This is a genomic window from Streptomyces sp. CLV115, assembly GCF_038448545.1.
Taxonomy (GTDB): Bacteria; Actinomycetota; Actinomycetes; order Streptomycetales; family Streptomycetaceae; genus Streptomyces; species Streptomyces sanglieri.
Genome location: NZ_JBCEWQ010000131.1, coordinates 1 through 25,701, shown reverse-complemented (window position 1 = coordinate 25,701; position 25,701 = coordinate 1). Strand labels below are relative to the sequence as shown.

Sequence of the window (25,701 nt, the reverse complement as noted above, 5' to 3'; positions counted from 1 at the left end):
CGGCCAGCATCGTCGCGGCATGATGCACCCCACCACCGGGCGGCGGCGTCGAACCGGGCGGCGGAGGCGGCACCGGAGCACCGGGCGCACCCGGAGGACCGGGCGGCTGCGGCGCACCAGGAGCACCAGGAGCACCGGGCGGGCCGGGAGGCGCGGGCGGCTGGAGCGGGCCCATGCCGCCCATGCTCGGGTCGGCCAGCATCGTCGCGGCATGATGCACCCCACCACCGGGCGGCGGCGTCGAACCGGGCGGCGGAGGCGGCACCGGAGCACCGGGCGCACCCGGAGGACCGGGCGGCTGCGGCGCACCAGGAGCACCGGGCGGCCCGGGCGGGCCCGTCTGAGGAGCGAGCTGCGTCGGCAGGTACCCGCCCGCCGGGGCGCCGGGCGCACCCGGTCCCGAGGGCGGCGGCACGGGCGCGCCCGGCCTGGCACCCGGCGTTCCCGGAGCACCGGGCGGCGGCGGGGTCGACGGACCTCCACCACGCGGACCACGCGGCGGCACGACGGCCTTGCTGGTGGCCGCGTCAGCGATGTCACCGGCACCACCCGCGCCCGGAGCACCCGGAGCACCCGACGGAACACCGGGAACGCCGCCCTGCGGGCCGAGACCCGGCACGATCGCCGTCCGCGGCAACTGGCTGCCGCCCGACATCAGGGCCGTCGGCGCATCGGCCGGCACGACCGGCGGCGGAGTGCCGTCGTCGTCGGCACCCGAGAGAGGCGGCGCGAACACCGTGGCCGGCAACGGCACCGCCCCGTCGTCGGTGTCCGCGTTCGTGTCCGTACCCGCCCACGGGGTGGACCCGGCGGGCACGTTCGGCACGGCAGCCGGGACACCGTCGTTGGCGGTGGGCTCGTACGCGACCCGACCGTCGTACGAACCCGGCGGCGCCTGACCGACCGGGGCGGCCGGGACGGCGGGCGGCGAAGTGACGGACGGAGCCGGCGGGGCCGGCGGGGCCGGGGACGCCGGGGCGGCGGGAGCCGGCGAGCCCTGGCCCTGCCCTTGCCCCTGGTCCTGGCCCTCGCGACGGTCCGGGATGCCCAGCTTGTCGGCCGCTTCCTGGAGCCACTCCGGGGGGCTCAACAGGAACGACGTCTGATTGAGATCGATGCGCTGCGGCGGCTCCGGAGCAGCCGCGGCAGCCGCGCCGACGCCGTACTCCTCCTCGTACCGCCGGATCACCTCGCCCACCGGCAGCCCCGGCCACAGCGTGGCCTCACCGCTGTCCCTGGCGATCACCAGCCGCTGCCGGCCACCGTCCGAGACCGGGCCCTCGGCACGGTCCTCGCCCCACACCACGAAGCCCAGCTCGAACTCCCGCACCCGCACCTCACGGTGCTGGTACGCGGGCACATCGCCGTTGATCCACTCGTCCGCGCGTTCCTGCGCCTGTGCAAAGGTCACCATCGCGCTCACCCCTCCACCGGGACGGCCCGCGCGAAGCCGCCGTCCACCATCAGGTTCGCCACGGTCTCCAGCTCCGGCGGATTGCCCGCCAGACGCTGCAGGAAGGCGTCGAAGTCACTGCCGCACGGCAGCAGCAGCCGGTCCACCCGCTCCTGCACGTTCCAGCCGTCCTGGTCCCGGGCGTCGTCGTACGGGCAGAACCAGACCGAACCGACGCCGTTGCCCTTCACCTTCACCGCGACGATCCCGCCCTGGACGAAACCGACGCCCAGGAAATCCTTGGTGAGGTGGTCGCGCAAGCACTTGTTGACGTACACCAGGTCGTTCACCGCGGCCTGCTCGCGCACCGTGAAGAACGGCTGGTCGACCAGCAGCCCCAGCTCCGCGTCCAGCGCCGCACCGACCGGCGCCGAACCGCCCGCCGCCTTGAGGAACGAACGGTAGGCACCCGGCAGCCGGTAGCCGAGATCCTCCTCGACCCCCAGGACCTGCGACTCGCTCACCGCCACGGCCCCCTTCGGCAGCCGGAAGTGCGCGGGCCGGGTCTCCTGCAACGGGCGGGTGCCCCGCTTGTTGTGGTCGACCGCCGTCGCGGCCAGGCCGCCGTGATGCCTCAGCAGCGCCTTCACCTCGACCGGGACCAGCTCCATGCGCCGGCCGCCGGGCACGTGGTGCCACGTCCAGCCGTGCGGAGTCGCGACCGCCGGGATCGTGTCCCACAGCTCGTGACCGCTCGCCGCCAGCGCCGCATTGGCCGAGACGTAGTCGGTGAGCCGCAGCTCGTCGACCCCGAAACCCTGCGGCGGCTCGGCGATCTCGGCGGCGGCACGCGCGTACGGCGAGAAGTCCGGGCTGCCGTTCCCGTCCATGCGCACGCCGCCCGGGTGGCGGGACGCCCGGACCGGGTCCGGGAAATGCACGAGCTGCCCGGCGTAGGCCGCGTTCGGTGGCGCGGCTTGCTGACCGAGCCGACCTGTCGTCATGGCGGTTGCCCCCTGCTGCGTCTGGCTGGTGAGGACCGGCCCAGCACTGGGCAGGCCCGGTCCGGGCACAGCCTATGCGGTGGTGCAAGGGCTGGTCTCGCCCATGTGACCTGTCCTACGCCTCCCCCTCCGCATCCGTCACGAACCGTCACAACGGCGTGACTGACGAGCGACGCTCCCACCACGAACGGACGACACGGACACACGTTTCACTGCCCCAGCTTCCCCACCAGCCGGGACATTTGGCAGGCTGTCACCGCAACTCGGGGGCGTGCACATCGCGCAGCTACCGCTGCCGGCACGGGAGGGAAAGCACCATGCACACCGCACAATCAGTCACATCCGGGGATCCACGCCTCAGCTGGAGCAGCACCGAGACCGGCCGCGCACCGCGCCTGCAACACCGGCGCGACGGCATCCTGCCCGCGGTCGCGGCGGCGCTGTCCGTCCGCGGCGAGACACTGACCTGCACCGCGGGCAAGGGCGACCAGCCCCCCGTACTGCACCCGCTCGTCCAGGACTTCCTCGACACCCTCCCCAGCAGCCGGCGGGAACGCTTCACCGGCCGCTGCCCAGAGGCGATACTGCTCTCCCGGCAACTCACCGCCGCGGAATCGAACCGCTCCAAGCGCGCCCAGCGCAAGCCGCTGACCAACGGCGAAGCCCGGCGCGCCCTGAAGCACTCGCGGCTCACCGCACGGCGCATCCGTGAGGACGGCGACCCCATGCACGGCAGCTACGCGCCACCGTGCCGCTCCTGCACGGCGATGCTCGCCCACTTCGGCGTACGTCCCGTCGACCTCACGACCACCGGGGCGGCGACCACCGCCGAGAAGGGCTGATCGCACGCCGATGCACGACCGAAAAGACGTACCCGAACAGACGGGCCCGGCGGACCGCGACCGCAACTCCACCACCCGCTTCCCCGTCTCCGTCGACGCCGCGCTGCGCGCCGCGGGCTGGCAGCCCGGCCGCTGGGACATCCGGCAGGCCGAGGAGTGGGCCGACACACTGCGCTCGCACGCCTCGCCCGCCGGCCACCAGCACGCGGTCTTCCCCGCGGCGGTGGAGGCGTGGGCCGAATTCGGCGGACTCCACATCACCGCGTCCGCACCGGGCCGCCAGATCGCACCGGCCCCGGTCCGCATCGACCCGCTGAGCGGCCTCCACCTCGCCCGCACCCTCGGCGACCTCGGCCGGGCCCTGGAGACCGAGGTCAGCCCGCTGGGCGAGGAAGGGGACGGACAGGCGGTCCTGGCGATCGACACCGAGGGCCGTGTCTACAGCATCGACCACACCGGCGACTGGTACCTCGGCCCGGACATCGACCAGGCACTGGCCACGCTGCTCGCAGGCATCCAGCCCGACCGCCTCGTCTTGGACTGACCCCGCAGATCCGGAGCCCGGACCACCTCGCCCCGGACCGGCCCCGCAGATCCGAAGTCCGCAGATCCGAAGTCCGGACCACTTCGCCCGGGACCGCCTCGCCCCGCACCTCGGCTCGTGCGGCCCGCAGATCCTGGGCCGCCCCGGCCGCCCCGGCCGCCCCGCCCCGGACCACTGGCTCGGGCGGCCGGCTCGGGCGGCCGGCTCGGGCGGTCGGCTCAGGCAGCCCCTCGGGACGGCAGTACCGCCGACACCCGGAAACCGCCCGCGTCCGTCGGACCCGAGACGAAGACACCGCCGAGCCCCAGCACCCGCTCCCGCATCCCGACCAGGCCGTTGCCCCCGCTCGGCAGCCCGGCGTCCGCCGTGGCCGCGTCCGAGGGACCGTTCTCCACCTGCATCGCGACCTCCGCGTCGCGGTGCGCCAGCCGTACCCAGGTCTTCGCGCCCGCCGCGTGCTTGTGCACGTTCGTCAGGGCCTCCTGCACCACCCGGTACGCGGTCTGCTCGACCTCGGGCGGATACCCGCGGGCCTCACCGTCCACCGACAGCTCCACCGTCATCCCCGCCGCCCTGGACTCCCCCACCAAGGTCTCCACCTCGTGCAGCCGGGGCCCGTCCTCCCTGGCGGCGGCCGCAGCCGCGGCGGCCGCGGCCTGACCGACCGAGGCGAGCGGCACCGAGGCCACCGGGGCCGTCACCGACTCCCCCGCCCGCAGCACCCCGAGCATCTCCCGCAACTCCGTCAACGCCTGCCGGCCCATGTCACCGACCAGCGCCGCGTTCCGCACCGCCTTCGCCGGGTCCTTCGGCGCGACGGCCTGGAGCGCGGCGGCGTGCACCACCATCAGGCTGACCCGGTGGGCGACCACGTCGTGCATCTCGCGGGCGATCCGGTGGCGCTCCTCCGTACGCGCCCACTCCGCCCGCTCCTCGGCCCGGTCGGCGAGCAGCGACAGTTCCCGCTCCAGCGAGTCCGCCCGCTCCCGCAGGCTCTCCATCAGCCGCCGCCGGGCCCCTATGTAGAGGCCGAACAGCACCGGCGGCGCGGTCAGCCCGAGCGACATGAAGAGGGAGAGCAGCGGTACGTACCAGCCGGCGGGCCCGAAATCGGCCTGCTCGTCGACGCTCTGCCGCAGCCGTACATAGGTGACGATGAACGTCCCCATGAAGGACATCCCCGTCAGCACCGCGGTGATTCTCCGCGGCACGTCGGAGGCGGCCAGCGTGTAGAGGCCGACCAGGCCCATGAGGAAGCCCATCTCGGCGGGCGTCGTCGCGATCGCGACCAGCACCACGGCGATCGGCCACCGCCGCCGCACCACCAGCACGGCCCCCGCGATCAGCCCGAACAACACCCCCGCCGGCACCGGCAGCCCGGTGTCCCCGGCGAACTCCACCCCCTCCAGTGCGCATTCCAGCGCCGACAGGAGCGCGAGCCCCACATCCAGGGCGACACTGCGCCGCCGTTCCCACCACCAGTAGCCGCGGGTGGTCGGTCCCGCCGCTTCCCGGTCTGCCCCCGTTGCGGTCATGCCGTCCAGCCTACGGGCGGCCGCACCTCAATTTCGGGCGACCTGGACAGCACGTGCGTCCGCCGAACAGAGGTAGAACAACCATTTATCGCTTGAAATGGTGAATCGAGCAGACTTTCGCACCGGACGTCCGCATTCCGGACGACGCTCGTCGTATGACGGAAATCACGAGCAAGTACGCCAACTTCGAAGACCTGCGCGATCAGGCCATCGCCCTGCGCCGGGAGGGCCTCAGCCGCCGGCAGATCCGCGACCGGTTGCCCGTGGACAACAACGACATCCTGAACCGCCTCCTGGAGGGCGAACCGGCCCCGGAGTGGACGAAACGCCCGAACGCCAAGGACGGCCTTCGCGCGAAGGCCCGGGAGTTACGGCTCCAGGGCATGACCTACGACCAGATCCAGGTGGAACTGGGGTGCTCGAAGAGTTCGATCTCGCTGTGGGTGCGGGATCTGCCGAAGCCGGAAAGGAAGCGGACACGGGAGGAGGCATCCGCCATCGCGCGGCGCGGCTGGGAGATCACACTTCGGCGGCGCGACGAGGAGCGCCGGGAGACAAAGAGGCGGACACGGAGCGAGATCGACGCCATGAGCGCGAACGAGTTGTTCCTGCTCGGCGTGGGCCTCTACTGGGCAGAGGGCTCCAAGTCCAAGCCGCACCGCACGCAGGAGCGGGTTTCGTTCATCAACAGCGACCCGGACATGATCAAGGTCTTCCTCGCCTGGCTCCGCCTGCTGGGAGTGGGCGACGATCGGCTCCGCTTCCACGTGCACATCCACGAGACGGCCGACGTCGCGTCGGCGGAGCGGTTCTGGACCGGCCTGACGGGCGCCGATACGTCCGCGTTCGGCAAGACGACGCTCAAGAGCCACTCCCCGAGGACCAACCGGAGGAACGTCGGGGAGGGTTACCAGGGCTGTCTGGTGGTACGAGTTCTGAAAAGTGCCGACCTGTACCGTCGCATCGAGGGCTGGTGGTACGGCATAGTAGGGGCTGCCTCGATGGTCGATCAACGAAATCGGCCATGGCAGACAATCCATCCCGGGTCGTCTAATGGCAGGACAAATGGTTTTGGTCCATTGAATGAGGGTTCGATTCCTTCCCCGGGAGCTTCATGACGGGCCCCGGCCTCCAAGGCCGGGGCCCTCACCCATGTCCGCTCACCAGCCCCCCGGTATCCTTCGGATGTCCCCCACCCGAAGCCGAAGGACATACCCGTGAGCGCCAACCGCCCGGCAGCCGTCGTCGTCCTCGCAGCGGGTGAGGGCACCCGCATGAAGTCGAAGACCCCCAAGGTTCTGCACGAGATCTCCGGGCGGTCGCTCGTCGGACATGTCGTCACCGCCTCCCGCGAGCTGGACCCCGAGCACCTCGTCGTGGTCGTCGGCCACGGGAGCGAGCAGGTCACCGCACATCTCACCGCCGTCGACGACCGGCTGCGCACCGCCCACCAAGCCGAGCAGAAGGGCACCGGCAACGCCGTGCGCGTCGGGCTCGACGAGCTCGGCGGCACCGTCGACGGCACCGTGATCGTCGTCTGCGGCGACACCCCGCTGCTCTCCGGCGAGACGCTCACCGCGCTCGCCGCCACCCACACGGCCGACTCCAACGCCGTCACCGTGCTCACCGCCGAGGTGCCGGACTCCACCGGCTACGGCCGCATCGTCCGCGACCCGGCCGACGGCGCGGTCACCGCGATCGTCGAGCACAAGGACGCCACCGACGCCCAGCGCGCGATCCGGGAGATCAACTCCGGGGTCTTCGCCTTCGACGGCCGGCTGCTCTCCGACGCCCTCGGCAAGCTCCGCACCGACAACAGCCAGGGCGAGGAGTACCTCACCGACGTCCTCTCCATCCTGCGCGAGGCCGGGCACCGGGTCGGCGCCTCGATCGCCGGGGACCACCGCGAGATCCTCGGCATCAACAACCGGGTCCAGCTCGCCGAGGCCCGACGGCTGCTGAACCAGCGGCTGCTGGAGCGCGCCATGCTGGCCGGCGTGACCGTCGTGGACCCGGCGTCCACGCTGATCGACGCCACCGTCACGTACGAGCGCGACGCGATCGTGCACCCGGGCACCCAGCTCCTCGGCGCCACGCACATCGGCGAGGACGCCGAGGTGGGCCCCAACTCCCGGCTCACCGACACCGTCGTCCACCCGGCCGCCCGCGTGCACAACACGGTCGCGGACCGGGCCGAGGTCGGCGAGGGCGCGACGGTCGGTCCGTACGCGTATCTGCGGCCCGGCACCAGGCTCGGCGCGAAGGCCAAGGCCGGTACGTACGTGGAGATGAAGAACGCCACGATCGGCGAGGGCACCAAGGTGCCGCACCTGAGCTACGTCGGCGACGCGACGATCGGTGACCACACCAACATCGGTGCCGCCAGCGTCTTCGTGAACTACGACGGCGTGGCCAAGCACCACACCACGATCGGCTCCCACTGCCGTACCGGGTCGGACAATATGTTTGTGGCGCCTGTCACGGTCGGGGACGGCGCGTACACCGCGGCCGGCTCGGTCATCACCAAGGACGTACCGCCCGGTTCGCTGGCCGTCGCCCGCGGCCAGCAAAGGAATATCGAGGGTTGGGTGGCCCGCAAGCGTCCGGGGAGCGGCGCCGCGCAGGCGGCTCAGGCCGCCGCATCGGAGCGCGACAGCGAAAGCTGACCGGAAACAGGTATGCCGTGCACGGCGTACCGTGATAGATGCTCACCCCATTTCGGCTGGCTCGTTGCGCATTGGGACACATGCGTGCAGCGCCAGTGACACGTCTGAGGAGACTGTGCTGTGACCGGGATCAAGACGACCGGCGAGAAGAAACTGATGCTCTTCTCCGGCCGCGCCCACCCCGAGCTGGCCGAGGAGGTTGCGCACCAGCTGGGTGTCGGCCTCGTGCCGACGAGGGCCTTCGATTTCGCCAACGGTGAGATCTACGTCCGCTTCCAGGAGTCGGCCCGCGGCGCCGACTGCTTCCTGATCCAGAGCCACACCGCTCCGATCAACAAGTGGATCATGGAGCAGCTCATCATGCTGGACGCGCTGAAGCGCGCGTCGGCCCGTTCGATCACGGTGATCGTGCCGTTCTACGGCTACGCCCGCCAGGACAAGAAGCACCGCGGCCGCGAGCCGATCTCGGCCCGTCTGGTCGCGGACCTGATGAAGACGGCGGGTGCCGACCGCATCCTCACCGTCGACCTGCACACGGACCAGATCCAGGGCTTCTTCGACGGCCCGGTCGACCACCTCTTCGCGCTGCCGATCCTGGCCGACTACGTCGGTGCGAAGGTCGACCGCACGAAGCTGACGATCGTCTCGCCGGACGCCGGCCGTGTTCGCGTCGCCGACCGCTGGTGCGACCGTCTGGACGCCCCGCTGGCGATCGTGCACAAGCGCCGTGACAAGGACGTCGCCAACCAGGTGACCGTCCACGAGGTCGTCGGCAATGTAAAGGGCCGGGTCTGCGTCCTGGTCGACGACATGATCGACACCGGTGGCACGATCTGCGCCGCCGCCGACGCGCTGTTCGCGCACGGTGCCGAGGACGTCATAGTGACGGCGACACACGGTGTGCTCTCGGGTCCGGCCGCGGACCGGCTGAAGAACTCCAAGGTCAGCGAGTTCGTCTTCACGGACACCCTGCCGACCCCGGGCGAGCTGGAGCTGGACAAGATCACGGTGCTCTCGATCGCGCCGACGATCGCGCGCGCGGTGCGTGAGGTCTTCGAGGACGGCTCGGTCACGAGCCTCTTCGAGGAGCAGTAGGACCAGCAGGAGCAACCGGACCAGCGGGAGCGGCGGGAACAGCGCTTCCGAAGATCCACTTTGGGGGCGGCCTCCCCGCCGGGTAGACTCAGCGAGTTGCTCGGCGAGGGAGGCCGTACTCGTATGTACGGCGGTCCGTTATCGACGCGCTCTTCGTAGCAGGCCTGTCGTGGGCCGGGTGACCGTCCAAGTTTCGTCACCTTACGAGGAGTGCAGTCATGGCTGAGGTCAAGCTCGCCGCCCAGGTCCGTACCGAGTTCGGCAAGGGCGCCGCCCGTCGCACCCGCCGCGCCAACCTGGTCCCCGCCGTCGTCTACGGTCACGGTGCCGAGCCGGTCCACGTCACCCTGCCGGGTCACGAGCTGATGATGGCGCTCAAGACCGCCAACGTCCTGATCGGCCTGGAGATCGACGGCAAGGACGCCCTTGTCATCCCGAAGGCTGTGCAGCGCAACCCGCTCAAGGGCAACATCGAGCACGTCGACCTGCTGACCGTCAAGCGCGGCGAGAAGGTCAACGTCGAGATCGCCGTGCACGTCGAGGGCGACCTGGCCCCGGGCGGCAACCTGCTGGAGTACGTGCAGAACACCCTGCTCGTCGAGGCCGAGGCCACCCACATCCCCGAGTCCGTCACGGTCTCCGTCGCGGGCCTGGACGCCGGTGCGTCCGTTCTCGCCAAGGACATCCCGCTGCCCAAGGGCTCCGTGCTCGCCGGTGACGAGGACGCCGTGGTGCTCCAGGTCGTCGCCGCGCAGGCCGAGGAGCCGACCGCCGGTGACGAGGCCGAGGGCGCCGAGGCCTGAGCCTCGCCCGCACTGCTTGACTGACGGGGCGGCGGTTCCTTGTACGAGGACCCGCCGTCCCGTTTCCCTGTATCCGGGTCGTCCGGAACCATCCGTACACGAGGAGACCGAGAGAGATGTCCGACGCCACCGACCCCTGGCTCATCGTGGGCCTCGGCAACCCCGGCCCCGAGTACGCGGCGAACCGGCACAACGTCGGCTTCATGGTGGCCGATCTCCTGGCCGAGCGGATCGGCGGGAAGTTCAAGCGGGCGCAGAAGGCGCAGGCCCAGGTGGTGGAGGGCCGGATGGGTCCTCCCGGGCCGGCGAACCGGCGGGTGATCCTGGCCAGGCCGATGTCGTACATGAATCTCTCGGGCGGTCCGGTGACGGCGCTGCGCGACTTCTACAAGGTTCCGACGGACCACATCGTGGCCATCCATGACGAGCTGGACATCGACTACGGGGCGCTGCGGCTGAAGCTGGGCGGCGGCGACAACGGGCACAACGGGCTGAAGTCGATGACCAAGGCGATGGGGGCGGACTATCACCGGGTCCGGTTCGGGATCGGGCGGCCGCCGGGGCGGATGCAGGTCGCGGATTTCGTGCTGAAGGACTTCTCGTCCGCCGAGCGCAAGGAGCTCGGGTATCTGGTGGACCGGGCGGCGGACTCGGTGGAGTGTCTGCTCGCGGAGGGTCTGGAGCGCGCGCAGAGCGCGTACAACTCTTAGCGCCGCCCGGCTCGGGGTGGCGCGTACATCTCTGACATTCCTGCCGGTACCCCGGCGATTTTCGGCCACGAGTTGACCGGTGGTGCCGGTCTGCCCAAGGATCGCTCCCCATGAAGCGGAGCTCCTCCCACCGCGCCCTGGTCTACGTCCGCAACGCCGCCATGGGCTGTGTCGTCCTGTTGCTGCTGGTGGCGGGTGTGCTGTCGTCCTGGGACGAGGCCCACCACATCGTTCTGGCCAAGGGCCGTGAGCACGGCACGATGACCGTGACCGGTTGCGGTGCCGATGTCTGCACGGGTCCGTTCGCACCGTCGGGGCAGGCCGCGGCACGGAGCAGGGTGACGATCGACAAGTCCGTCGCGGCGCGGCGGGGTGACCGGTTCCCCGTGGTGGTCAAGCCGGGTACGGACGATGTGGTGCGGACCGGGACGCCGGGGTTTCTGCATGCCTGGGTGCCGCTGGGTGGTGCGCTGGTGCTGGCGGGGCTGGTGATCGGTGGTGGTCTGCGGCTGTCGCGGACCGGTTGGGGTACCGGGATCGCGGGTGCGGCCCTGCTCGTGGCGACGTTCGTCGCGCTGTGAGCGGGGCCGCGCCCGCGTTCCGGTGGGTCAGCCGGTGTTGCGCAGGCCCGCGGCGACACCGTTCACGGTGAGCAGCAGGGCCCTGGCGAGCAGCGGGTCGGCTTCCTCGCCGCGTGCCGCGGCTTCGCGCTGGCGGGCCAGCAGCGAGACCTGGAGGTAGGAGATCGGGTCGAGGTAGGCGTCACGGATGGCGAAGGTCTGCTGGAGCACGGGGCTGGTGCCGAGCAGTTCGGTGGAGCCGGTGACCTTGAGGACTTCGGACACGGTGAGCGCGTGCTCGGCCTCGATGTTGTCGAAGACGTGCTTCAGTTCGTCGGGGACGAGCGTGTCGACGTAGTGGCGGGCGATGCGCAGGTCGGTCTTGGCGAGGGTCATCTCGACGTTGGAGATGAAGTTCCGGAAGAAGTGCCAGTGTTCGTGCATTTCGTCCAGGACGGTGTCGAGGCCGGCCTCGCGCAGTGCCTTGAGCCCGGAGCCGACGCCGTACCAGCCGGGGACGATCTGGCGGGACTGGGTCCAGCCGAAGACCCACGGGATGGCGCGCAGTCCGTCGAGCGAGACGCCCGAGCCGGGGCGGCGGGAGGGCCGCGAGCCCAGGTGCAGGTCGGCGAGCTGGTCCACGGGTGTGGAGGCGAGGAAGTACGTCGGCAGGTCCGGGTCCTCGACGAGCTTGCGGTATGCGGCGTGCGCGGCGTCGGAGACGGTGTCCATCGCGGCGTCCCAGCGGGCCAGGGCCTCGTCGGACTGGCGGGGTGCGGTGTGCAGCGCGGAGGCCTGGAGGGTGGCCGCGACGGTCAGTTCCAGGTTCTCGCGGGCGAGGGCGGGGATGAGGTACTTGTCGGAGATGACCTCCCCCTGTTCGGTCACCTTGATCTCGCCCTCCAGGGTGCCCCAGGGCTGGGCGAGGATCGCGTCGTGCGAGGGGCCGCCGCCGCGGCCGACGGTGCCGCCGCGGCCGTGGAAGAGGCGCAGTCGTACGCCGTAGCGGTGGGCGACGTCGCGCAGTCGGCGCTGGGCGCGGTGGATCTCCCACTGGGAGGTGGTGATGCCGCCGAACTTGGAGGAGTCGGAGTAGCCGAGCATGACCTCCTGGACGTCGCCGCGCAGGGAGACGAGGCGGCGGTAGGAGGGGTCGGCGAGCATCTCGTCGAGGATGACGTCGGCGGCGCGCAGTTCGTCGGTGGTTTCCAGGAGCGGCACGATGCCGATCTTGGCCCAGCCGCCGTGCAGGTCGATGAGTCCGGCTTCGCGGGCGAGGACGGCGGCGGCGAAGACGTCGTCGGCGCCCTGGCACATCGAGATGATGTAGGACTCGATGACTTCGGGGCCGAAGCGCTCGAAGGCTTCCTTGACGGTGTGGAAGACGCCGAGGGTCTTCTCGCCGGCGGCGTCGAGCGGGGCCGGGGTGGGGGCGAGCGGGCGGCGGGAGCGGAGTTCCTTGGCGAGGAGCTTCTGCCGGTAGTCGCGGGGCATGTCGGCGTAGCGCCAGGATTCCTCGCCGAGCCGGTCGAAGAGCTGGCCCAGCGCGTGGTGGTGGGCGTCGGCGTGTTCGCGGACGTCCATGGTGGCGAGCTGGAGGCCGAAGGCGGAGAGCGTGCGGATGGTGCGGTCCATCCGGCCGTCGGCGAAGAGTCCGCCGCGGTGCTCGCGCAGTGAGGTCTGGATGAGCGCGAGGTCGGCGATGAGTTCGGCGGTGCCGAGGTAGTCGCAGCCGGGGCGGTGGGGGGTGCCGGAGGCGAGGCGCTCGCGGGTGTTGACGAGCTTCTGCCGGATGCAGGTGGCCTTGAGCCGGTAGGGCTCCTCGGCGTTCAGCCGCTTGTAGCGCGGGCTGATCTCGGGGAGGCGTTCCAGGTCGGCTTCGAGGGAGGTCAGCAGTTCGTCGGTGGCACCGGTGTAGCGGATGGAGTTGGAGAGCAGTCCGCGCAGGTTGTCGATGAGTTCGAGGGCGTCGGTGATGCCGTGCTCGTGCTGGAGGATCAGTACTTCCCAGGTGACGGCGGGCGTCACGTTGGGGTTGCCGTCGCGGTCGCCGCCGATCCAGGTGCCGAAGGTGAGGGGTCGGGTGCCCGCGGGCAGTTGGACGCCGACGCGTCCGAGTTCGGCGGCGAGGTCCTCCAGTACGTCGCCGACCGCGTTGGCGTGCAGTTCGTCGAGGTAGTAGATGGCGTTGCGGGCCTCGTCGGCCGGCTCGGGGCGGACGACGCGCAGTTCGTCGGTCTGCCAGATGAGGTCGATGTTCTCGGCGAGGCGGAGGTCCTGGCGGCGCCGGTCGGCGTCGACGACGGGGGTCTCCAGGAGTGCGGCGATGCGGCGGAGCTTGTTGAGGACGGAGCGCCGGGCGGCCTCGGTGGGGTGTGCGGTGAAGACGGGTCGTACGTTGAGGTTCTTGACGGTCTCGCGCAGGTGGTCGGGGTCGGCGTCCTTGAGCCGGTCGGCCGTCCGGGCGAGGAGTCCGCCCTCGGCGGCGCGGCGGTCGCGCATCTCGTGGGCGCGGTGGACCTGCTCGGTGACGTTGGCGAGGTGGAAGTAGGTGGAGAAGGCGCGCACGAGCTGTGCGGCGGTCTCCAGGTCCGTGTCACCGAGGAGCTGGGCCGCGGCCTCTCCGTCGGTGCGGGTCAGGGCGCGGACGCGCTCGACGAGGTCGAGGAGTTCCTGACCCTCCTGGCGTACGAGGGTCTCGCCGAGAAGGTCGCCGAGGCGGCGGATGTCGGCGCGCAGCTCGGGGCTGGCGGCAGGGGTCTGGTCGGCACTGCTCACAGTGTGCGGCTCCTTGCAGTGGTTGAGCACGGGGGTTCTCCCGGGGCCGCTGAAGGCAGCTGCCCCGAGGGTCTCCGGGGCCACGACAGGCAGCGGTGCTGACGCCACCCCGGGAAAGCAGAGTGCGGACCGCGCTGTCCGACCCCACCAGGATAGGTGTCCACGCCGTGGGCGCCGCTCTCGGCCCGATCGGGTTTCCGCTCGATGGGCGGTCCGTCGTGCTCTCGTGCGATGCGCTCTTCCGCTGCCATACTTACGTTGCCGTAGGTTACGGGTGCGTAGCCAGAGCTGTCCGTCGTATCCCTCCTCCCCAGGGGACCCCCCATGAACACCAGCCCCGCTGTGATCGACGATGCCCAGCCGTCGTCGGCCGACGGCCGCGTTCTTCCCTCCGCCACGCTCGGCGGGGACAACAAGCGGTCGATCGAGCAGATCGCCCTTCTGCTGTTCATCGTGGTGCCGTTCGTGGCGCTGGTCGCGGCGGTGCCGCTGGCGTGGGGCCGCGGTGTGAGCTGGCTCGATCTTGGCCTGCTCGTGGCGATGTACTTCATCGGCTGCCACGGCATCACGATCGGCTTCCACCGCTATTTCACGCATGGCTCCTTCAAGGCGAAGCGCCCGCTCCGCATCGCCCTGGCCGTGGCCGGTTCGCTGGCCGTGGAGGGTCCGCTGGTGCGGTGGGTGGCCGACCACCGCAAGCATCACCGTTTCTCCGACGCGGAGGGCGACCCGCATTCGCCGTGGCGCTTCGGCGAGAGCCTGCCGGCGCTCATGAAGGGCCTGTGGTGGGCGCACATCGGGTGGATGTTCGACGAGGAGCAGACTCCGCAGCAGAAGTACGCCCCCGATCTCATCAAGGACCCGGCACTGCGCGCCGTCTCCCGTCACTTCCTCACCCTCACGATCGTTTCGCTGGCGCTGCCGCCGCTGGTCGGCGGTCTGGTGACGATGTCGTGGTGGGGGGCGGCGACGGCCTTCTTCTGGGGTTCGCTGGTCCGGGTGGCCCTGCTGCACCACGTCACCTGGTCGATCAACTCGATCTGTCACGCGGTCGGCAAGCGCCCGTTCAAGTCGCGTGACCGGTCGGGCAATGTGTGGTGGCTGGCGGTGCTGTCCTGCGGCGAGTCGTGGCACAACCTGCACCACGCGGATCCGACGAGTGCCCGGCACGGCGTGATGCGCGGTCAGATCGATTCGAGTGCCCGGTTGATCCGCTGGTTCGAGATGCTGGGCTGGGCGTACGACGTGCGCTGGCCGGACTCCGCACGGATCGAGTCCCGCCGTATCGACGCCCGGCGCGACCGCGAGCGTGCCGACGCGGCATGATTGACGACGTGGCGACCGACTCCAGTACCAGCAGCGAGAAAAACCGTCCTTCCTCCTCCCCCCGGCGGGCCCGCCGGGTGCGGATGACCGGCAAGGAGCGCCGCGAGCAGTTGCTGGACATCGGTCGTACGCTCTTCGCCGACAAGGGCTTCGAGGGCACCTCGGTCGAGGAGATCGCCTCGCGTGCCGGTGTTTCCAAGCCGGTGGTGTACGAGCACTTCGGCGGCAAGGAGGGCCTGTACGCCGTCGTGGTCGACCGCGAGATGCGCCAGCTCCTGGACATGGTCACCAGCGCGCTGACCGCGGGCCATCCCCGCGAGCTCCTGGAGCAGGCGGCGTTCGCCCTGCTCGACTACATCGAGACGTACACGGACGGTTTCCGCATCCTGGTCCGTGACTCCCCCGTGGCCCAGTCGACCGGCACCTTCGCTTCCCTGATCAGCGACATCGCCACCCAGGTGGAGGACATCCTGGGCCTGGAGTTCAAGGCCCGCGGCTTCGACCCGAAGCTGGCCCCGCTGTACGCGCAGGCACTGGTCGGCATGGTCGCCCTGACGGGCCAGTGGTGGGTGAACGCCCGCAAGCCGAAGAAGTCGGAGGTCGCCGCCCACCTGGTGAACCTGGCGTGGCACGGCCTGGAGAACCTGGAGGCCAAGCCGAGGCTGATAGGGCACCGCAAGAGCTGAACGAGGGGTTGGTCACCCGTTGTGATGACGCCTCGGGGAAGCGGCCCCTACTGTGGTCCATAGGGCCAAGAATCCCGTCCATGGGAGGAATCATGACCGCCGAGCCGTTCACCGCGCACAGCTCCCGCTGGCCGGTGCCGCCCCAGGACGGATACACGGTGGACGATCTGTTCACCTTGCCCGATCTCCCGCCGCACACGGAGTTGCTCGACGGGAGCCTGGTTTTCGTGAGTCCACAGCGAAATTTCCACAGCACGATGATCGATCTGCTGGTGATCGGGCTGCGCAGCTGTGCGCCACCCGCGATGAAGGTCCGTCGGGAGATGTCGGTCGTCCTCGACCGTCGCAACGTGCCCGAGCCCGACGTCTCCGTCGTCCGCTCCGACGCGGTCACCGGACCCGGCCAGACCCGCTTCCAGGCCGCCGACGTCCTACTCGCCGTGGAAGTCGTCTCGCCCGATTCCGAGGCCCGCGACCGTGACACCAAGCCGGGGAAGTACGCCTCGGCCGGTATCCCGAACTTCTGGCTGGTCGACATGGCCGGCACCGACAACCACCCGGTGGTGCGGGTGTACGAGCTGGATCCGGTGTCCAAGGCGTACGCGCTGACGGGGATCCACCACGACCGGCTCAAGACGGGTGTGCCGTTCCCGATCGACATCGACATCACCCGCGAGGCGCTGGACGAGTTGTGACGGTGGCGGTCAGCCGTCCGTCCGTTCCAGGAACTCCAGCCGGTTCCCCACCGGGTCGTGGCTGAAGAAGCGCCGGTGTCCTGGCAGGTCGTCGTCCCATCTGACCGGTGCGCCGTCCGCCTCCAGCCGGGCCGCGTACGCCTCGATGTCCGTGACGCGCAGGCCGGGGTGGGCCTTCTTCGCCGGGCGGAAGTCCTGCTCGATGCCGAGGTGGAGCTGGACCGGGCCCGCCTGGAACCAGCAGCCGCCGCGGGCCGCGAGGGCCGGGGGCTTGGGGATCTCCGTCATGCCGAGGGTGTCGGCGTAGTAGGCGCGCAGGGCGTCCTCGGAGCCTGCCGGGGCGGCGAGCTGTACGTGGTCGAGGGCGGCGATCACCGCTTCTCCTTGCGGGCGACGGCGAAGATGCGGCGGAACGGGAAGACGGTGCCGTGCGGGCCCCGGGGGTAGGCGGTGCGCAGCAGGTCGCGGTATTCGGTCAGGAACGCCTCGCGGGCCTCGGGGTCGTCGGCCAGCGCGGTCAGGACGGGGCGCAGGCCGGTGCCCTTCACCCAGTCGAGGACCGGGTCCTGGCCGGGCAGGAGGTGCAGGTACGTGGTCTCCCAGACGTCCGCGGTGACGCCGGGGGCGGTCAGCGCGTCGAGGTAGGCGGTGGGAGTGAGCACCGCGTCGGCGTGGCGCAGTTCGCCGGCCAGGCGGTCGCGCCAGCGCGGGGACGCGGCGAGTTCACGCATCAGGACGTGGCTGGGCTGGTCGAAGTTGCCGGGGACCTGGAAGGCGAAGGTGCCGCCGGGGGTGATCGCGTCCAGCCAGGCGGGGAAGCGGTCGGCGTGGCCGTGGACCCACTGGAGCAGGGCGTTGGAGACGATCAGGTCGTGGGGTTCGGCGGGGGTCCAGGTGGTGGCGTCGGCCTCGGCGAAGTCGAGGTGGGGGCCGGCGTGGGCGCGGGCCCGTTCGAGCATCTGCGGGGAGTTGTCGTAGCCGGTGATGCGGGCTTCGGGCCAGCGGTCGGCGAGCAGGGCGGTGACGTTGCCGGCGCCGCAGCCGAGGTCGGCGATGCGGGGTGCGGGGGTGGCCGGGAGGCCGGGGATGCGGGCGAGGAGGTCGAGGAAGGGGCGGGTGCGGTGGTCCGCGTGGCGCAGGTACTGCTGGGGGTCCCAGGTGGGTGCGTTCATGGGTCCAGGATCACGCCGGAAATATCTTGATGTCAAGACACTTGAATTCAAGAGACTTCATGTCGAGGGACCATCTACACTGATCCACATGGAGGACGAGGTCGACCGACTGGTCGCTGCATGGCGCCGCGAGCGCCCCGACCTCGACGTGGAACCACTCGAGGTGCTCAGCCGCGTCTCCCGCCTGGCCCGCCATCTGGACCGGGCCCGCCGGATCGCCTTCTCCGAGCACAATCTGGAGCCCTGGGAGTTCGACGTACTGACGTCCCTGCGTCGCGCGGGCGCTCCCTACCAGCTCTCCCCCGGCCAGCTCCTCACCCAGACGCTGGTCACCTCCGGCACGATGACCAACCGCATCGACCGCCTGACCAAGAAGAACCTCGTCGAGCGCCTCCCCGACCCCAGCGACCGCCGCGGCGTGCTCGTCCGGCTCACCGCCGAGGGGCGCGACAAGGCCGATCAGTCGCTGGCCGGGCTGCTGGCCCAGGAGCGCGCCATCCTGAGCGAGCTCTCCACCCAGCAGCGGGGCGAACTGGCAGGACTGCTACGCCAGTTGACCGCCCCGTTCGACAACATCCCCGGTTAGCGCCGGGCTCGCCGGACCCGGTTCGGCCGGTCCGACTCCCGCGCGCCGGGCCAGCGCGACCGCGGCCAGGGTGGAGTGCACGCCCAGCTTCCCCAGCACGTTCTGCATATGGGTACGGACCGTGTGCGGGGAGAGGAAGAGCCGCTCGGCCACCGCCTTGCGGCCCAGGCCCGCCACCATGCAGCGCAGCACCTCGCGTTCGCGCGGAGTCAGCGACTCGACCAGCTGCTCGCTCTCGGTGCGGTGCTTGCGCGCCGCCGTCAGCTCCCGCAGTACGCCGGTGAGCAGCGCCGGAGGCAGATGCGTCTCGTCCCGCAGCACGCCCCGGACGACGGTGAGCAGCCGTTGCAGCGAGCAGTCCTTGGCGACCCAGCCCGACGCCCCGGCCTGGAGCGCCAGCGCGGCCCGGACCGGGTCGTCCTTCTCGGCCAGCACCACCGTGCGTACGGACGGCCGGCCCGAACGGACCCCGGCCACCAGGGAGATGCCGTCCACCGGGGCGCTCTCCCCGTCGGCGGGGACGGGCACGGGTGCCCGCCGGCCACCCGCCGTGCCCAGGATGCCCAGCTCGGCGTCGACCAGCATCACGTCGTAGCCGCGCCCCTCGGCGGCGGCCCGCTCAAGGCATCGCAGGGCGGCGGGGCCACTGCCCGCCGCCGCCACATCGACGTCCGGCTCGGCCGCGAGCGCCGCTGCGAGCGACTCGGCGAAAATTCGGTGGTCGTCCACCACGAGAACCCGGATACGAACCACAGGCACCCCCATGCCGCGTCTGCTCCTGGGGCCACCCCCGGCCCGCCGAAAGGGACCGAACCAGTACGGGTACGGCCCCCGGACCGGGGAGATGGACCATGGTTCCACGGCCGCCGCCGTGTCCCGGCCACCGCCCGCCCCGGGCGCCGCACCCGACTGTCTCGTACCCCTGAATCAGCACCGGCCCCCACCGGTGCTGTGCATCAGGGTACGGCCGACGGGCCGTGGCGGAAGCCGATTCGCAGAACTGACCGGCTCCGGCCGTCTCCTGGATGTGGCACGTGTTTCGTCCTGTGCCGGAAGCGGACGAAGGGCTGCCGGCCCGGCCGGGCCGGCAGCGGTGTTCAGACGAGGCGGCGGGCGCCCGCCGAGGGGACGGCCGGGAAGATCCGCGGGGCGGTGTGGCCGGCCGCGGCGAACGCCTCCAGCACCGACTTGGCGACCGTGTCCGCCTGTTCCTCCGCCACCAGCACGATCGCCGAGCCGCCGAAGCCGCCACCGGTCATCCGCGCGCCGAGCGCCCCGGCCCCGTTCGCCGCCGACACCACCAGGTCCAGCTCCGGGCAGGAGACCCGCAGATCGTCGCGGAGCGAGACGTGCCCGGCGTTCAGGACCGGGCCCGCGGCCCGCACGTCGCCCGCGTCGAGCAGCGCGATGACCTGCTCGACCCGCTGGTTGTCGCTGACCACATGGCGTACGTAGCGCACCACGGACTCGTCGACCCCGGCCCCGGCCAGGGTGTCCAGGGCCGCGCCGAGGCCGTCGTACGGCACCTCGCGCAGCGTCCGTACGCCGAGTGCCGCCGCGCCCGCCTCGCAGCCGGCCCGCCGTTCGGCATAGGCGCCGTCGCCGAGCGCGTGCTTGACCTGGGTGTCGACCACGAGCAGCCGCAGTCCGTGGGCGGCCAGGTCGAAGGGGATCTGGCGCAGGGTGAGATCGCGGGTGTCGAGGTGCAGCGCGTTGCCCTCGGTGCAGCAGGCGGAGGCCATCTGGTCCATGACCCCGCAGGGCACGCCCACGAAGTCGTTCTCGGCGCGCTGGCCGAGGACCGCCAGCTCCTTCGCGCAGAGCCCGAATCCGAACAGGTCGTTCAGGGCGAGCGCGGTGACGACCTCCAGCGCGGCGGAGGAGGACAGGCCCGCGCCGGTGGGGACGGTGGAGGTGAGCTGGATGTCCGCCCCGGTGACCGGGTGGCCGGCCTCGCGCAGCGCCCAGACGACTCCGGCGGGGTACGCCGCCCAGCCGTGCCCCTGGTGCGGGGCCAGGTCGTCGAGCCGGAGCTGGACGACGCCGCCGGGTACGTCGGTGGAGTGCAGCCGCAGTTCGCCGTCGGTGCGGCGGGCGACGGCGGCGAGCGCGGTGTGCGGCAGCGCGAGCGGCATCACGAAGCCGTCGTTGAAGTCGGTGTACTCGCCGATCAGGTTGACCCGGCCGGGGGCCGCCCAGATCCCTTCGGGCGCGTGTCCGTACAGCTCGGTGAAGGAGGCGGTCAGCTCGGTGCGGGCGGCGGTCGTCCCGGTGTTCTCGGTCATGGGGCGGTGGGCTCCTCTCGGCGGGCGAACGTCCAGGCGTCGGTGACGATTCCGGTCAGGTCGGCGCGGGACGGCGTCCAGCCGAGCCGCTCCCTGGCGGTGGCGGCCGAGGCGACCAGCACGGCGGGGTCACCGGCGCGGCGGGGGGCCGCGGTCTCCGGGACGGGGTGGCCGGTGACCTTGCGGACGGTCTCGATGACCTCGCGCACCGAGAAGCCGTTGCCGTTGCCCAGGTTGCAGATCAGGTGCTCGCCCGCGGTGGCGGCGTCCAGCGCCAGCAGGTGGGCCTCGGCGAGGTCGGCGACGTGGATGTAGTCGCGGACGCAGGTGCCGTCGGGGGTCGGGTAGTCGTCGCCGTACACGGAGATCGACTCGCGGCGGCCGAGCGCGACCTGGAGGACCAGCGGGACGAGGTGCGACTCGGGGTCGTGCCGTTCCCCGCAACTGCCGTACGCCCCGGCCACGTTGAAGTAGCGCAGCGAGACCGCGGCCAGTTGGTGCGCGGCCGCCTCGCCGGTGATCATGTGGTCGACGGCGAGCTTGGTGGCGCCGTAGGGGTTGGTGGGCGCGGTCGCGTCGGACTCGGTGATGGGGGTGGTGGCCGGTTCGCCGTAGGTGGCGGCGGTGGAGGAGAAGACCAGGGTGCGCACCCCGGCGTCGCGCATAGCGGCGATCAGCGCGAGGGAGCCGCCGACGTTGTTCACCCAGTACTTCTCCGGGTCCGCGACGGACTCGCCGACCTGGGAGCACGCGGCGAAGTGCAGCACGCCGTCGTAGGAGGCGTCCAGCCACTTCGCGGCGTCCTGGATGCGGCCCTCGATGAACTCGGCCCCGGCCGGGACGCCCTCCCGGAACCCGGTCGACAGGTCGTCGAGAACGGTGACCGCGTGCCCGGCCTCCAGCAGGTGCTGGGCGACCACGCTGCCGACGTATCCCGCGCCGCCTGTGACCAGGTACTTCTTCTGGGGCTTGCTCACTCGCTCGCTACCTCTCGCAGTCGCTGGGCCGCGGCCTCCGGCGGCACATCGTTGATGAACACGTTCATGCCGGATTCGGAACCCGCGAGGAACTTCAGCTTGCCGGAGGTACGTCGGATGGTGAAAAGCTCCAGATGGAGGCCGAAGTCCTCCCGTCCGGGGATCCCGAACGGGGCCTGGTGCCAGGCCGAGATGTACGGGGTCGGCGGCTCTCCGGGGCCGAAGATCCGGTCGAATCGCCTCAAGAGTTCCAGATAAACCTGTGGGAACTCCGTGCGTGCGGCCTCGTCGAGCTCCCGCAGGTCGGGGACGCGGCGGCGCGGGTGCAGATGGACCTCGTACGGCCAGTGGGCGGCGTACGGGACGAAGGCGACCCAGTGCTCGGCGTCGATGACGATCCGAGAGCCGTCCTTCTCCTCGCGGGCCACCACGTCGTCGAAGAGATTGCCGCCGGTCTCGGCGCGGTGGGCGGCCATCGAACGGAACATCAGCTCGGTGCGCGGGGTGACGAAGGGGTACGCGTAGATCTGCCCGTGCGGGTGGCCGAGCGTGACGCCGATCTCGGCGCCCCGGTTCTCGAAGCAGAACACCTGCTTGACCTGCGGGAGTTCGGCCAGCTCGGTGGTGCGGTCGGTCCAGGCCGAGAGGACCAGGGCGGCCTGCTCGTCGGTGAGGTCGGCGAACGACGCGTCGTGGTCGGAGGTGAAGCAGACGACCTCGCAGCGGCCGGAGTCGCCGGCCAGCGAGGGGAAGCGGTTCTCGAAGACGGCGACGTCGTAGTCGGCCTCGGGAATCTCGCTCTGCCGGCCGTCCCGCGAGGGGCAGAGCGGGCACTCGTCGGCCGGCGGGTGGTAGATGCGGCCCTGGCGGTGCGAGGCGATGGCGACGCTGTCGCCGAGGAACGGATCGCGACGGATCTCGGACGAGGTCGAGACCGGGTCCAGGGGGCGCCGGTCGACGGCGTCGCGGACGATGTCGTCGCGACTGTCGTAGTAGAGCAGCTCCCGGCCGTCGGCGAGCGTCGTAACCGTCTTCTTCACCAGGCTCCTCCAAACATAAACAAACACAATGAACCACAAGTCAACAACGACGTCAATGAGTGGTCCACGCCCGGCGGCCTGGCACGGCCCCGGTGCATGGTGTTCGTCATGTCTGCGGGAACGAGCCACGGCTCAGCGCTTCGGCTGCCGCCCCGCCTGTCCCGTCTGTCCCGCCTGTCCCGGCTGACCTGGCTGACCCGGCGGCCCCGACCGGCCCGCCCGTCCCAACTGACCTGCCTGTCCCGGCAGCCCCTGGAGCCCCGGTAGCCCTGACAGCCCCGGCTATCCCGCCTGTCCCGGCAGCCCAGGCAGCCCCGGCGGGTCGGTCGGTGCCGCGCGGTCCAGCAGCCCCGTGCGGGCCGCGAGCGCCGCGGCCTCCAGCCGGGAGCCGACGCCCAGCTTCATCAGCACCCGCTGCACATGCGTGCGCGCGGTGCTGGGCGCGATCCGCATCCCGGCCGCGATCAGCCGGGTGTCCTCGCCCTCGGCGACCCGCACCAGGACCTCGATCTCGCGCGGGGTGAGTACCTGCAGCAGCCGCTGCCCCTCGTCGTCCGGCGCGGCGGCGGGATTGAGGAGTTCGGCGAAGGCGCCCCAAAGGAGCTGCGGCGCCACCGCCGCCTCTCCGGCCCGCGCCTTGACCATCGCCCGCTCGACGCCCTCCATGCGCTCGTCGTGGCGGACGTACCCCGCGGCCCCCGCCGCGAAGGCCGCCGCGATCCCGCGCGGGCTGGGCACCGGTCCGAGCACCACGACGGCCACCTGCGGGCGCTCGCGCCGGATCCGTACGATCGGGTCGAAGGCGCCGGGCTCGGCCGGGGCCGCGGTGCCGAACAGGCAGACGTCCGGGGCCCTGCTGACCACCAGCTCCGCCGCCCCCGACGTCGGTGCGGCGGCCGCCAGGACCCGGTGGCCCCGCAGTTTCAGCGCCGAGGCGAGTGCCTCGGCGAGCAGTCTGTGATCATCGACCACCATGAGCCGCACGCCCATCGAGCACACCCCCGTTGCACCGGCACACCGGGCCCCCCGGCCTTCCTGACCCGGCAAGCTACACGCTTGTTCGACGCCACGGGCGTCTTACCGGCCAAAAGGAGCCGGAACGCCGGATCGGCGTGTGTTCGGGACCGGTTGATGGTGCGTCATGTCCGACTGGTCGCCGTTGTGATCGGCCCGCCGACCGTTACGGATCACTTCCACAGGGCCCCGGTGGGCCCGGCCCCGAACGTGCGCGGGGGTGGTGCCCGTTGCCCGGACACCACCCCCGCCTGCGTGCGGCCTGCTGTTACGGCCTGCCGAAGCTGACCACCAGTCGCCGGCTCGCGTCCAGCGAACCGCTCGGCTTGCTGACCATCGTGCTGGACAGGTACAGGTGCCCGTCGCTGTAGCGGAACTCGGAGTAGTCCGGCGTGAAGCTGGTCTCCGCGTCCCGGATCGACTTGTCGCTCGGGTTCTCCATCAGCACCGTCTGCTTGAACGTGGCGCCGTCGATGGAGACGACCTGGCCGCCCTTGTCGTACGGGGGCACCCGGTAGGCGATGATGTTGCCGCCGTCCATGCGGATCGGGAACATCGTGTAGCGGTCGCCCGCGTCGGCCCTGTCGCTGGTCGGCTTGCCGGTGGTGAGGTCGAAGGAGACGATCTCGTTGGTGTCGCCGTACTCGCCGGTGCCCTCGTGGTCCTCGGTCGGCACGTAGATGCGGTTGTTGCCGACGGCCAGCTGGCTGCAGCTCTCGACCTCGGTGGAGGCGCAGCGCGCGGCGTACTTCTCGGCGTCCGCCGCGATCCGGGTGAGCAGCTTGCCGGTGGAGGCGTCGATCGAGAAGAAGTCCGAGATGCCACTGCCGTCACCGGCGGTGTCGCCGACGTCGGCAGCGACGACCAGGGGCTTGGTGGAGACGATGCTCGCGTAGTCGACACCGGGCGGCATCTTGAACGAGGAGATCGGAGCCCCGGTGGTGGGGTTCAGCGCCTGGATGACGAGCTGCGGGTCGTCGTAAGAACCGCACTTGCGGACCACCGCGAGCGCTTCGCCGCCGCCGTACCCCTTGTCGTAGCAGCCGTCGGTGGTGGCCTTGGGCTTCCAGCGCTCGGCGCCGGTGTTGAGGTCGAAGGCGGCGCCGCCCTCGGTTCCGCCCGCGGCGACCGTGGTGCCGCTGAGCGTGACCTCGTCGAACCTGACCTCCGCGTCACCGCTGGTCGCGGCGGTCACCGACTTGCTCCACATCAGCTTGCCGGTGGCGAGGTCGAGCGCGCCGACCTGGTTGCACGGCGGGTACTTGGTCGCCTTGGTCGGCTTGCTCTGCTGGAAGGCGATCGCGGTCTTGAAGTCCTTGGACATGTGCCGGGACGCGGCGCAGACCTGGCCCGCCAGCGGGATCGACCAGAGCTTGGTGCCCTTGACCTGGTCGTAGGCGACGATCTCGTTCAGGCCGGTCTTCACGTACGCCTTGTCGGTCAGCCAGGAGCCGTCGACCTTGGTGACATCGGTGACCTTGGGCAGCGGCAGCTGGAAGGCGACCTTGGACTTGGGGTCCGCGGGCACCTTCTCCTTGCCGGCGCCGTCGACGGCGTTGCCGCCGCCCTGGCCGCCCTTGCCCTCGGTGGTGGTGCCACCGGACCGGGACGCCTCCTCCTTCTTCCCGTCGTCACCGCCGGAGGAGTACCAGATGCCGCCGGCCACGATCAGCACCACGGCCACCGAGGCGGCGACGATGATCTGCATCTGGGTGCTGAACTTCTTGCCGCCGTTCCCGTCCTGCTGGGGCGGCTGCGGCTGCTGCATCGGGGTGGTCGGGTAGCCGTACCCCTGCTGCGGCGGCTGGCCGGGCGGCATGCCCTGGGGGAATCCGTAGCCCTGCTGCGGCTGTCCGGGCACCGGCGCCTGCGGGTATCCGTATCCGGACTGCGTGGGCTGGCCCTGCGGGTAGCCGTAGCCGGGCTGCGGCGGCTGGGCCTGCGGGTAGCCGTAGCCGGGGCCCGGCTGCTGCGGGGCGCCGGCTACGGC

Annotated in this window: 22 protein-coding genes, 1 tRNA gene and 2 pseudogenes; 13 read left to right on the top strand and 12 right to left on the bottom strand. The window is 71.1% G+C overall.

The genetic code is table 11. The annotated features are described in order from the left end of the window. A pseudogene (locus tag AADR41_RS32080) lies at positions 1–1,414 on the bottom strand (SUKH-4 family immunity protein); the annotation flags it as partial. A 5-nt stretch (positions 1,415–1,419) separates the two neighbouring features. After that, a complete protein-coding gene (locus AADR41_RS32075) occupies positions 1,420–2,397 on the bottom strand; it encodes an SMI1/KNR4 family protein (RefSeq protein WP_342285168.1) in 978 nt (325 codons plus the stop codon). Positions 2,398–2,714: 317 nt separating this feature from the next. On the opposite strand from AADR41_RS32075, the gene AADR41_RS32070 reads away from it, so the two are divergent. Then, a complete protein-coding gene (locus tag AADR41_RS32070; RefSeq protein ID WP_342285166.1) occupies positions 2,715–3,239 on the top strand; it encodes a YwqJ-related putative deaminase in 525 nt (174 codons plus the stop codon). 10 nt (positions 3,240–3,249) lie between these two features. Then, complete coding sequence (locus tag AADR41_RS32065) at positions 3,250–3,783, top strand: SUKH-3 domain-containing protein (RefSeq protein WP_342285164.1); 534 nt, start codon at positions 3,250–3,252, stop codon at positions 3,781–3,783. 218 nt (positions 3,784–4,001) lie between these two features. Here AADR41_RS32065 and AADR41_RS32060 read toward each other — a convergent pair whose 3' ends face one another. After that, complete coding sequence (locus tag AADR41_RS32060; RefSeq protein ID WP_342285162.1) at positions 4,002–5,318, bottom strand: sensor histidine kinase; 1,317 nt, start codon at positions 5,316–5,318, stop codon at positions 4,002–4,004. A 155-nt stretch (positions 5,319–5,473) separates the two neighbouring features. On the opposite strand from AADR41_RS32060, the pseudogene AADR41_RS32055 reads away from it, so the two are divergent. The 7 genes and pseudogenes from AADR41_RS32055 to AADR41_RS32025 form a co-directional block, all read left to right on the top strand. Next, positions 5,474–6,340 (top strand): annotated as a pseudogene (locus AADR41_RS32055) (hypothetical protein); the annotation flags it as partial. 17 nt (positions 6,341–6,357) lie between these two features. Further along, positions 6,358–6,428: transfer RNA gene (locus AADR41_RS32050), tRNA-Gln, on the top strand. A gap of 107 nt (positions 6,429–6,535) precedes the next feature. Beyond that, a complete protein-coding gene (glmU, locus tag AADR41_RS32045) occupies positions 6,536–7,984 on the top strand; it encodes a bifunctional UDP-N-acetylglucosamine diphosphorylase/glucosamine-1-phosphate N-acetyltransferase GlmU (RefSeq protein WP_342285161.1) in 1,449 nt (482 codons plus the stop codon). Between the two features lie 120 nt (positions 7,985–8,104). Continuing rightward, a complete protein-coding gene (locus tag AADR41_RS32040; protein WP_266915380.1) occupies positions 8,105–9,079 on the top strand; it encodes a ribose-phosphate diphosphokinase in 975 nt (324 codons plus the stop codon). Between the two features lie 218 nt (positions 9,080–9,297). Further along, positions 9,298–9,882: a 50S ribosomal protein L25/general stress protein Ctc gene (locus tag AADR41_RS32035; protein ID WP_342285160.1), complete on the top strand. Its 585-nt coding sequence runs from the start codon at positions 9,298–9,300 to the stop codon at positions 9,880–9,882. 116 nt (positions 9,883–9,998) lie between these two features. Beyond that, positions 9,999–10,592, top strand: coding sequence for an aminoacyl-tRNA hydrolase (gene pth, locus AADR41_RS32030; protein WP_259933959.1), 594 nt, complete (start codon positions 9,999–10,001; stop codon positions 10,590–10,592). 110 nt (positions 10,593–10,702) lie between these two features. After that, positions 10,703–11,173 (top strand): hypothetical protein, encoded by a 471-nt coding sequence (locus AADR41_RS32025; RefSeq protein WP_342285159.1) that lies wholly within the window; start codon positions 10,703–10,705, stop codon positions 11,171–11,173. A 27-nt stretch (positions 11,174–11,200) separates the two neighbouring features. Here the strand turns inward: AADR41_RS32025 and ppc are convergent, their stop codons facing one another. Then, positions 11,201–13,930 carry a phosphoenolpyruvate carboxylase gene (gene ppc, locus AADR41_RS32020; protein ID WP_342285157.1) on the bottom strand — a complete coding sequence of 910 codons (2,730 nt, stop codon included), beginning with the start codon at positions 13,928–13,930 and terminating at the stop codon, positions 11,201–11,203. A gap of 324 nt (positions 13,931–14,254) precedes the next feature. On the opposite strand from ppc, the gene AADR41_RS32015 reads away from it, so the two are divergent. The 3 genes from AADR41_RS32015 to AADR41_RS32005 all read left to right on the top strand — a co-directional run bounded on the left by AADR41_RS32015 (position 14,255) and on the right by AADR41_RS32005 (position 16,637). Then, positions 14,255–15,256 (top strand): acyl-CoA desaturase, encoded by a 1,002-nt coding sequence (locus AADR41_RS32015; protein ID WP_342285155.1) that lies wholly within the window; start codon positions 14,255–14,257, stop codon positions 15,254–15,256. After that, entirely contained in the window at positions 15,253–15,942 is a 690-nt protein-coding gene (locus AADR41_RS32010; protein ID WP_342285153.1) for a TetR/AcrR family transcriptional regulator, read from the top strand. Before AADR41_RS32015 ends, AADR41_RS32010 begins: the two co-directional genes overlap by 4 nt. 92 nt (positions 15,943–16,034) lie before the next feature. Next, positions 16,035–16,637, top strand: a complete 603-nt coding sequence (locus AADR41_RS32005) for a Uma2 family endonuclease (RefSeq protein ID WP_342285169.1) — start codon at positions 16,035–16,037, stop codon at positions 16,635–16,637. Positions 16,638–16,646: 9 nt separating this feature from the next. On the opposite strand, the gene AADR41_RS32000 is transcribed toward AADR41_RS32005, so the two are convergent. Together AADR41_RS32000 and AADR41_RS31995 are read right to left on the bottom strand one after the other, a co-directional pair. Beyond that, on the bottom strand, positions 16,647–17,012 hold the full coding sequence (locus tag AADR41_RS32000) for a VOC family protein (protein WP_342285152.1): 366 nt from the start codon (positions 17,010–17,012) through the stop codon (positions 16,647–16,649). Further along, positions 17,009–17,809, bottom strand: a complete 801-nt coding sequence (locus AADR41_RS31995; protein ID WP_342285151.1) for a trans-aconitate 2-methyltransferase — start codon at positions 17,807–17,809, stop codon at positions 17,009–17,011. Before AADR41_RS31995 ends, AADR41_RS32000 begins: the two co-directional genes overlap by 4 nt. Positions 17,810–17,897: 88 nt before the next feature. Between AADR41_RS31995 and AADR41_RS31990 the strand changes: the two genes are divergently transcribed. Beyond that, a complete protein-coding gene (locus tag AADR41_RS31990; protein ID WP_072487439.1) occupies positions 17,898–18,395 on the top strand; it encodes a MarR family winged helix-turn-helix transcriptional regulator in 498 nt (165 codons plus the stop codon). On the opposite strand, the gene AADR41_RS31985 is transcribed toward AADR41_RS31990, so the two are convergent. The 6 genes from AADR41_RS31985 to AADR41_RS31960 all read right to left on the bottom strand — a co-directional run. Continuing rightward, complete coding sequence (locus AADR41_RS31985) at positions 18,354–19,160, bottom strand: response regulator transcription factor (RefSeq protein WP_342285150.1); 807 nt, start codon at positions 19,158–19,160, stop codon at positions 18,354–18,356. The genes AADR41_RS31990 and AADR41_RS31985 overlap by 42 nt on opposite strands. A 332-nt stretch (positions 19,161–19,492) precedes the next feature. Then, positions 19,493–20,680, bottom strand: coding sequence for a galactokinase (gene galK, locus AADR41_RS31980; RefSeq protein ID WP_342285148.1), 1,188 nt, complete (start codon positions 20,678–20,680; stop codon positions 19,493–19,495). Beyond that, positions 20,677–21,657 carry a UDP-glucose 4-epimerase GalE gene (gene galE / locus AADR41_RS31975; protein WP_342285146.1) on the bottom strand — a complete coding sequence of 327 codons (981 nt, stop codon included), beginning with the start codon at positions 21,655–21,657 and terminating at the stop codon, positions 20,677–20,679. Before galE ends, galK begins: the two co-directional genes overlap by 4 nt. Further along, positions 21,654–22,697 carry a galactose-1-phosphate uridylyltransferase gene (galT, locus tag AADR41_RS31970; protein WP_342285144.1) on the bottom strand — a complete coding sequence of 348 codons (1,044 nt, stop codon included), beginning with the start codon at positions 22,695–22,697 and terminating at the stop codon, positions 21,654–21,656. Before galT ends, galE begins: the two co-directional genes overlap by 4 nt. Positions 22,698–22,979: 282 nt before the next feature. Continuing rightward, entirely contained in the window at positions 22,980–23,687 is a 708-nt protein-coding gene (locus AADR41_RS31965) for a helix-turn-helix transcriptional regulator (protein ID WP_342285142.1), read from the bottom strand. A 292-nt stretch (positions 23,688–23,979) separates the two neighbouring features. Next, positions 23,980–25,701: outer membrane protein assembly factor BamB family protein (locus AADR41_RS31960; RefSeq protein WP_342285140.1), on the bottom strand; the 1,722-nt coding region annotated here is incomplete at its 5' end.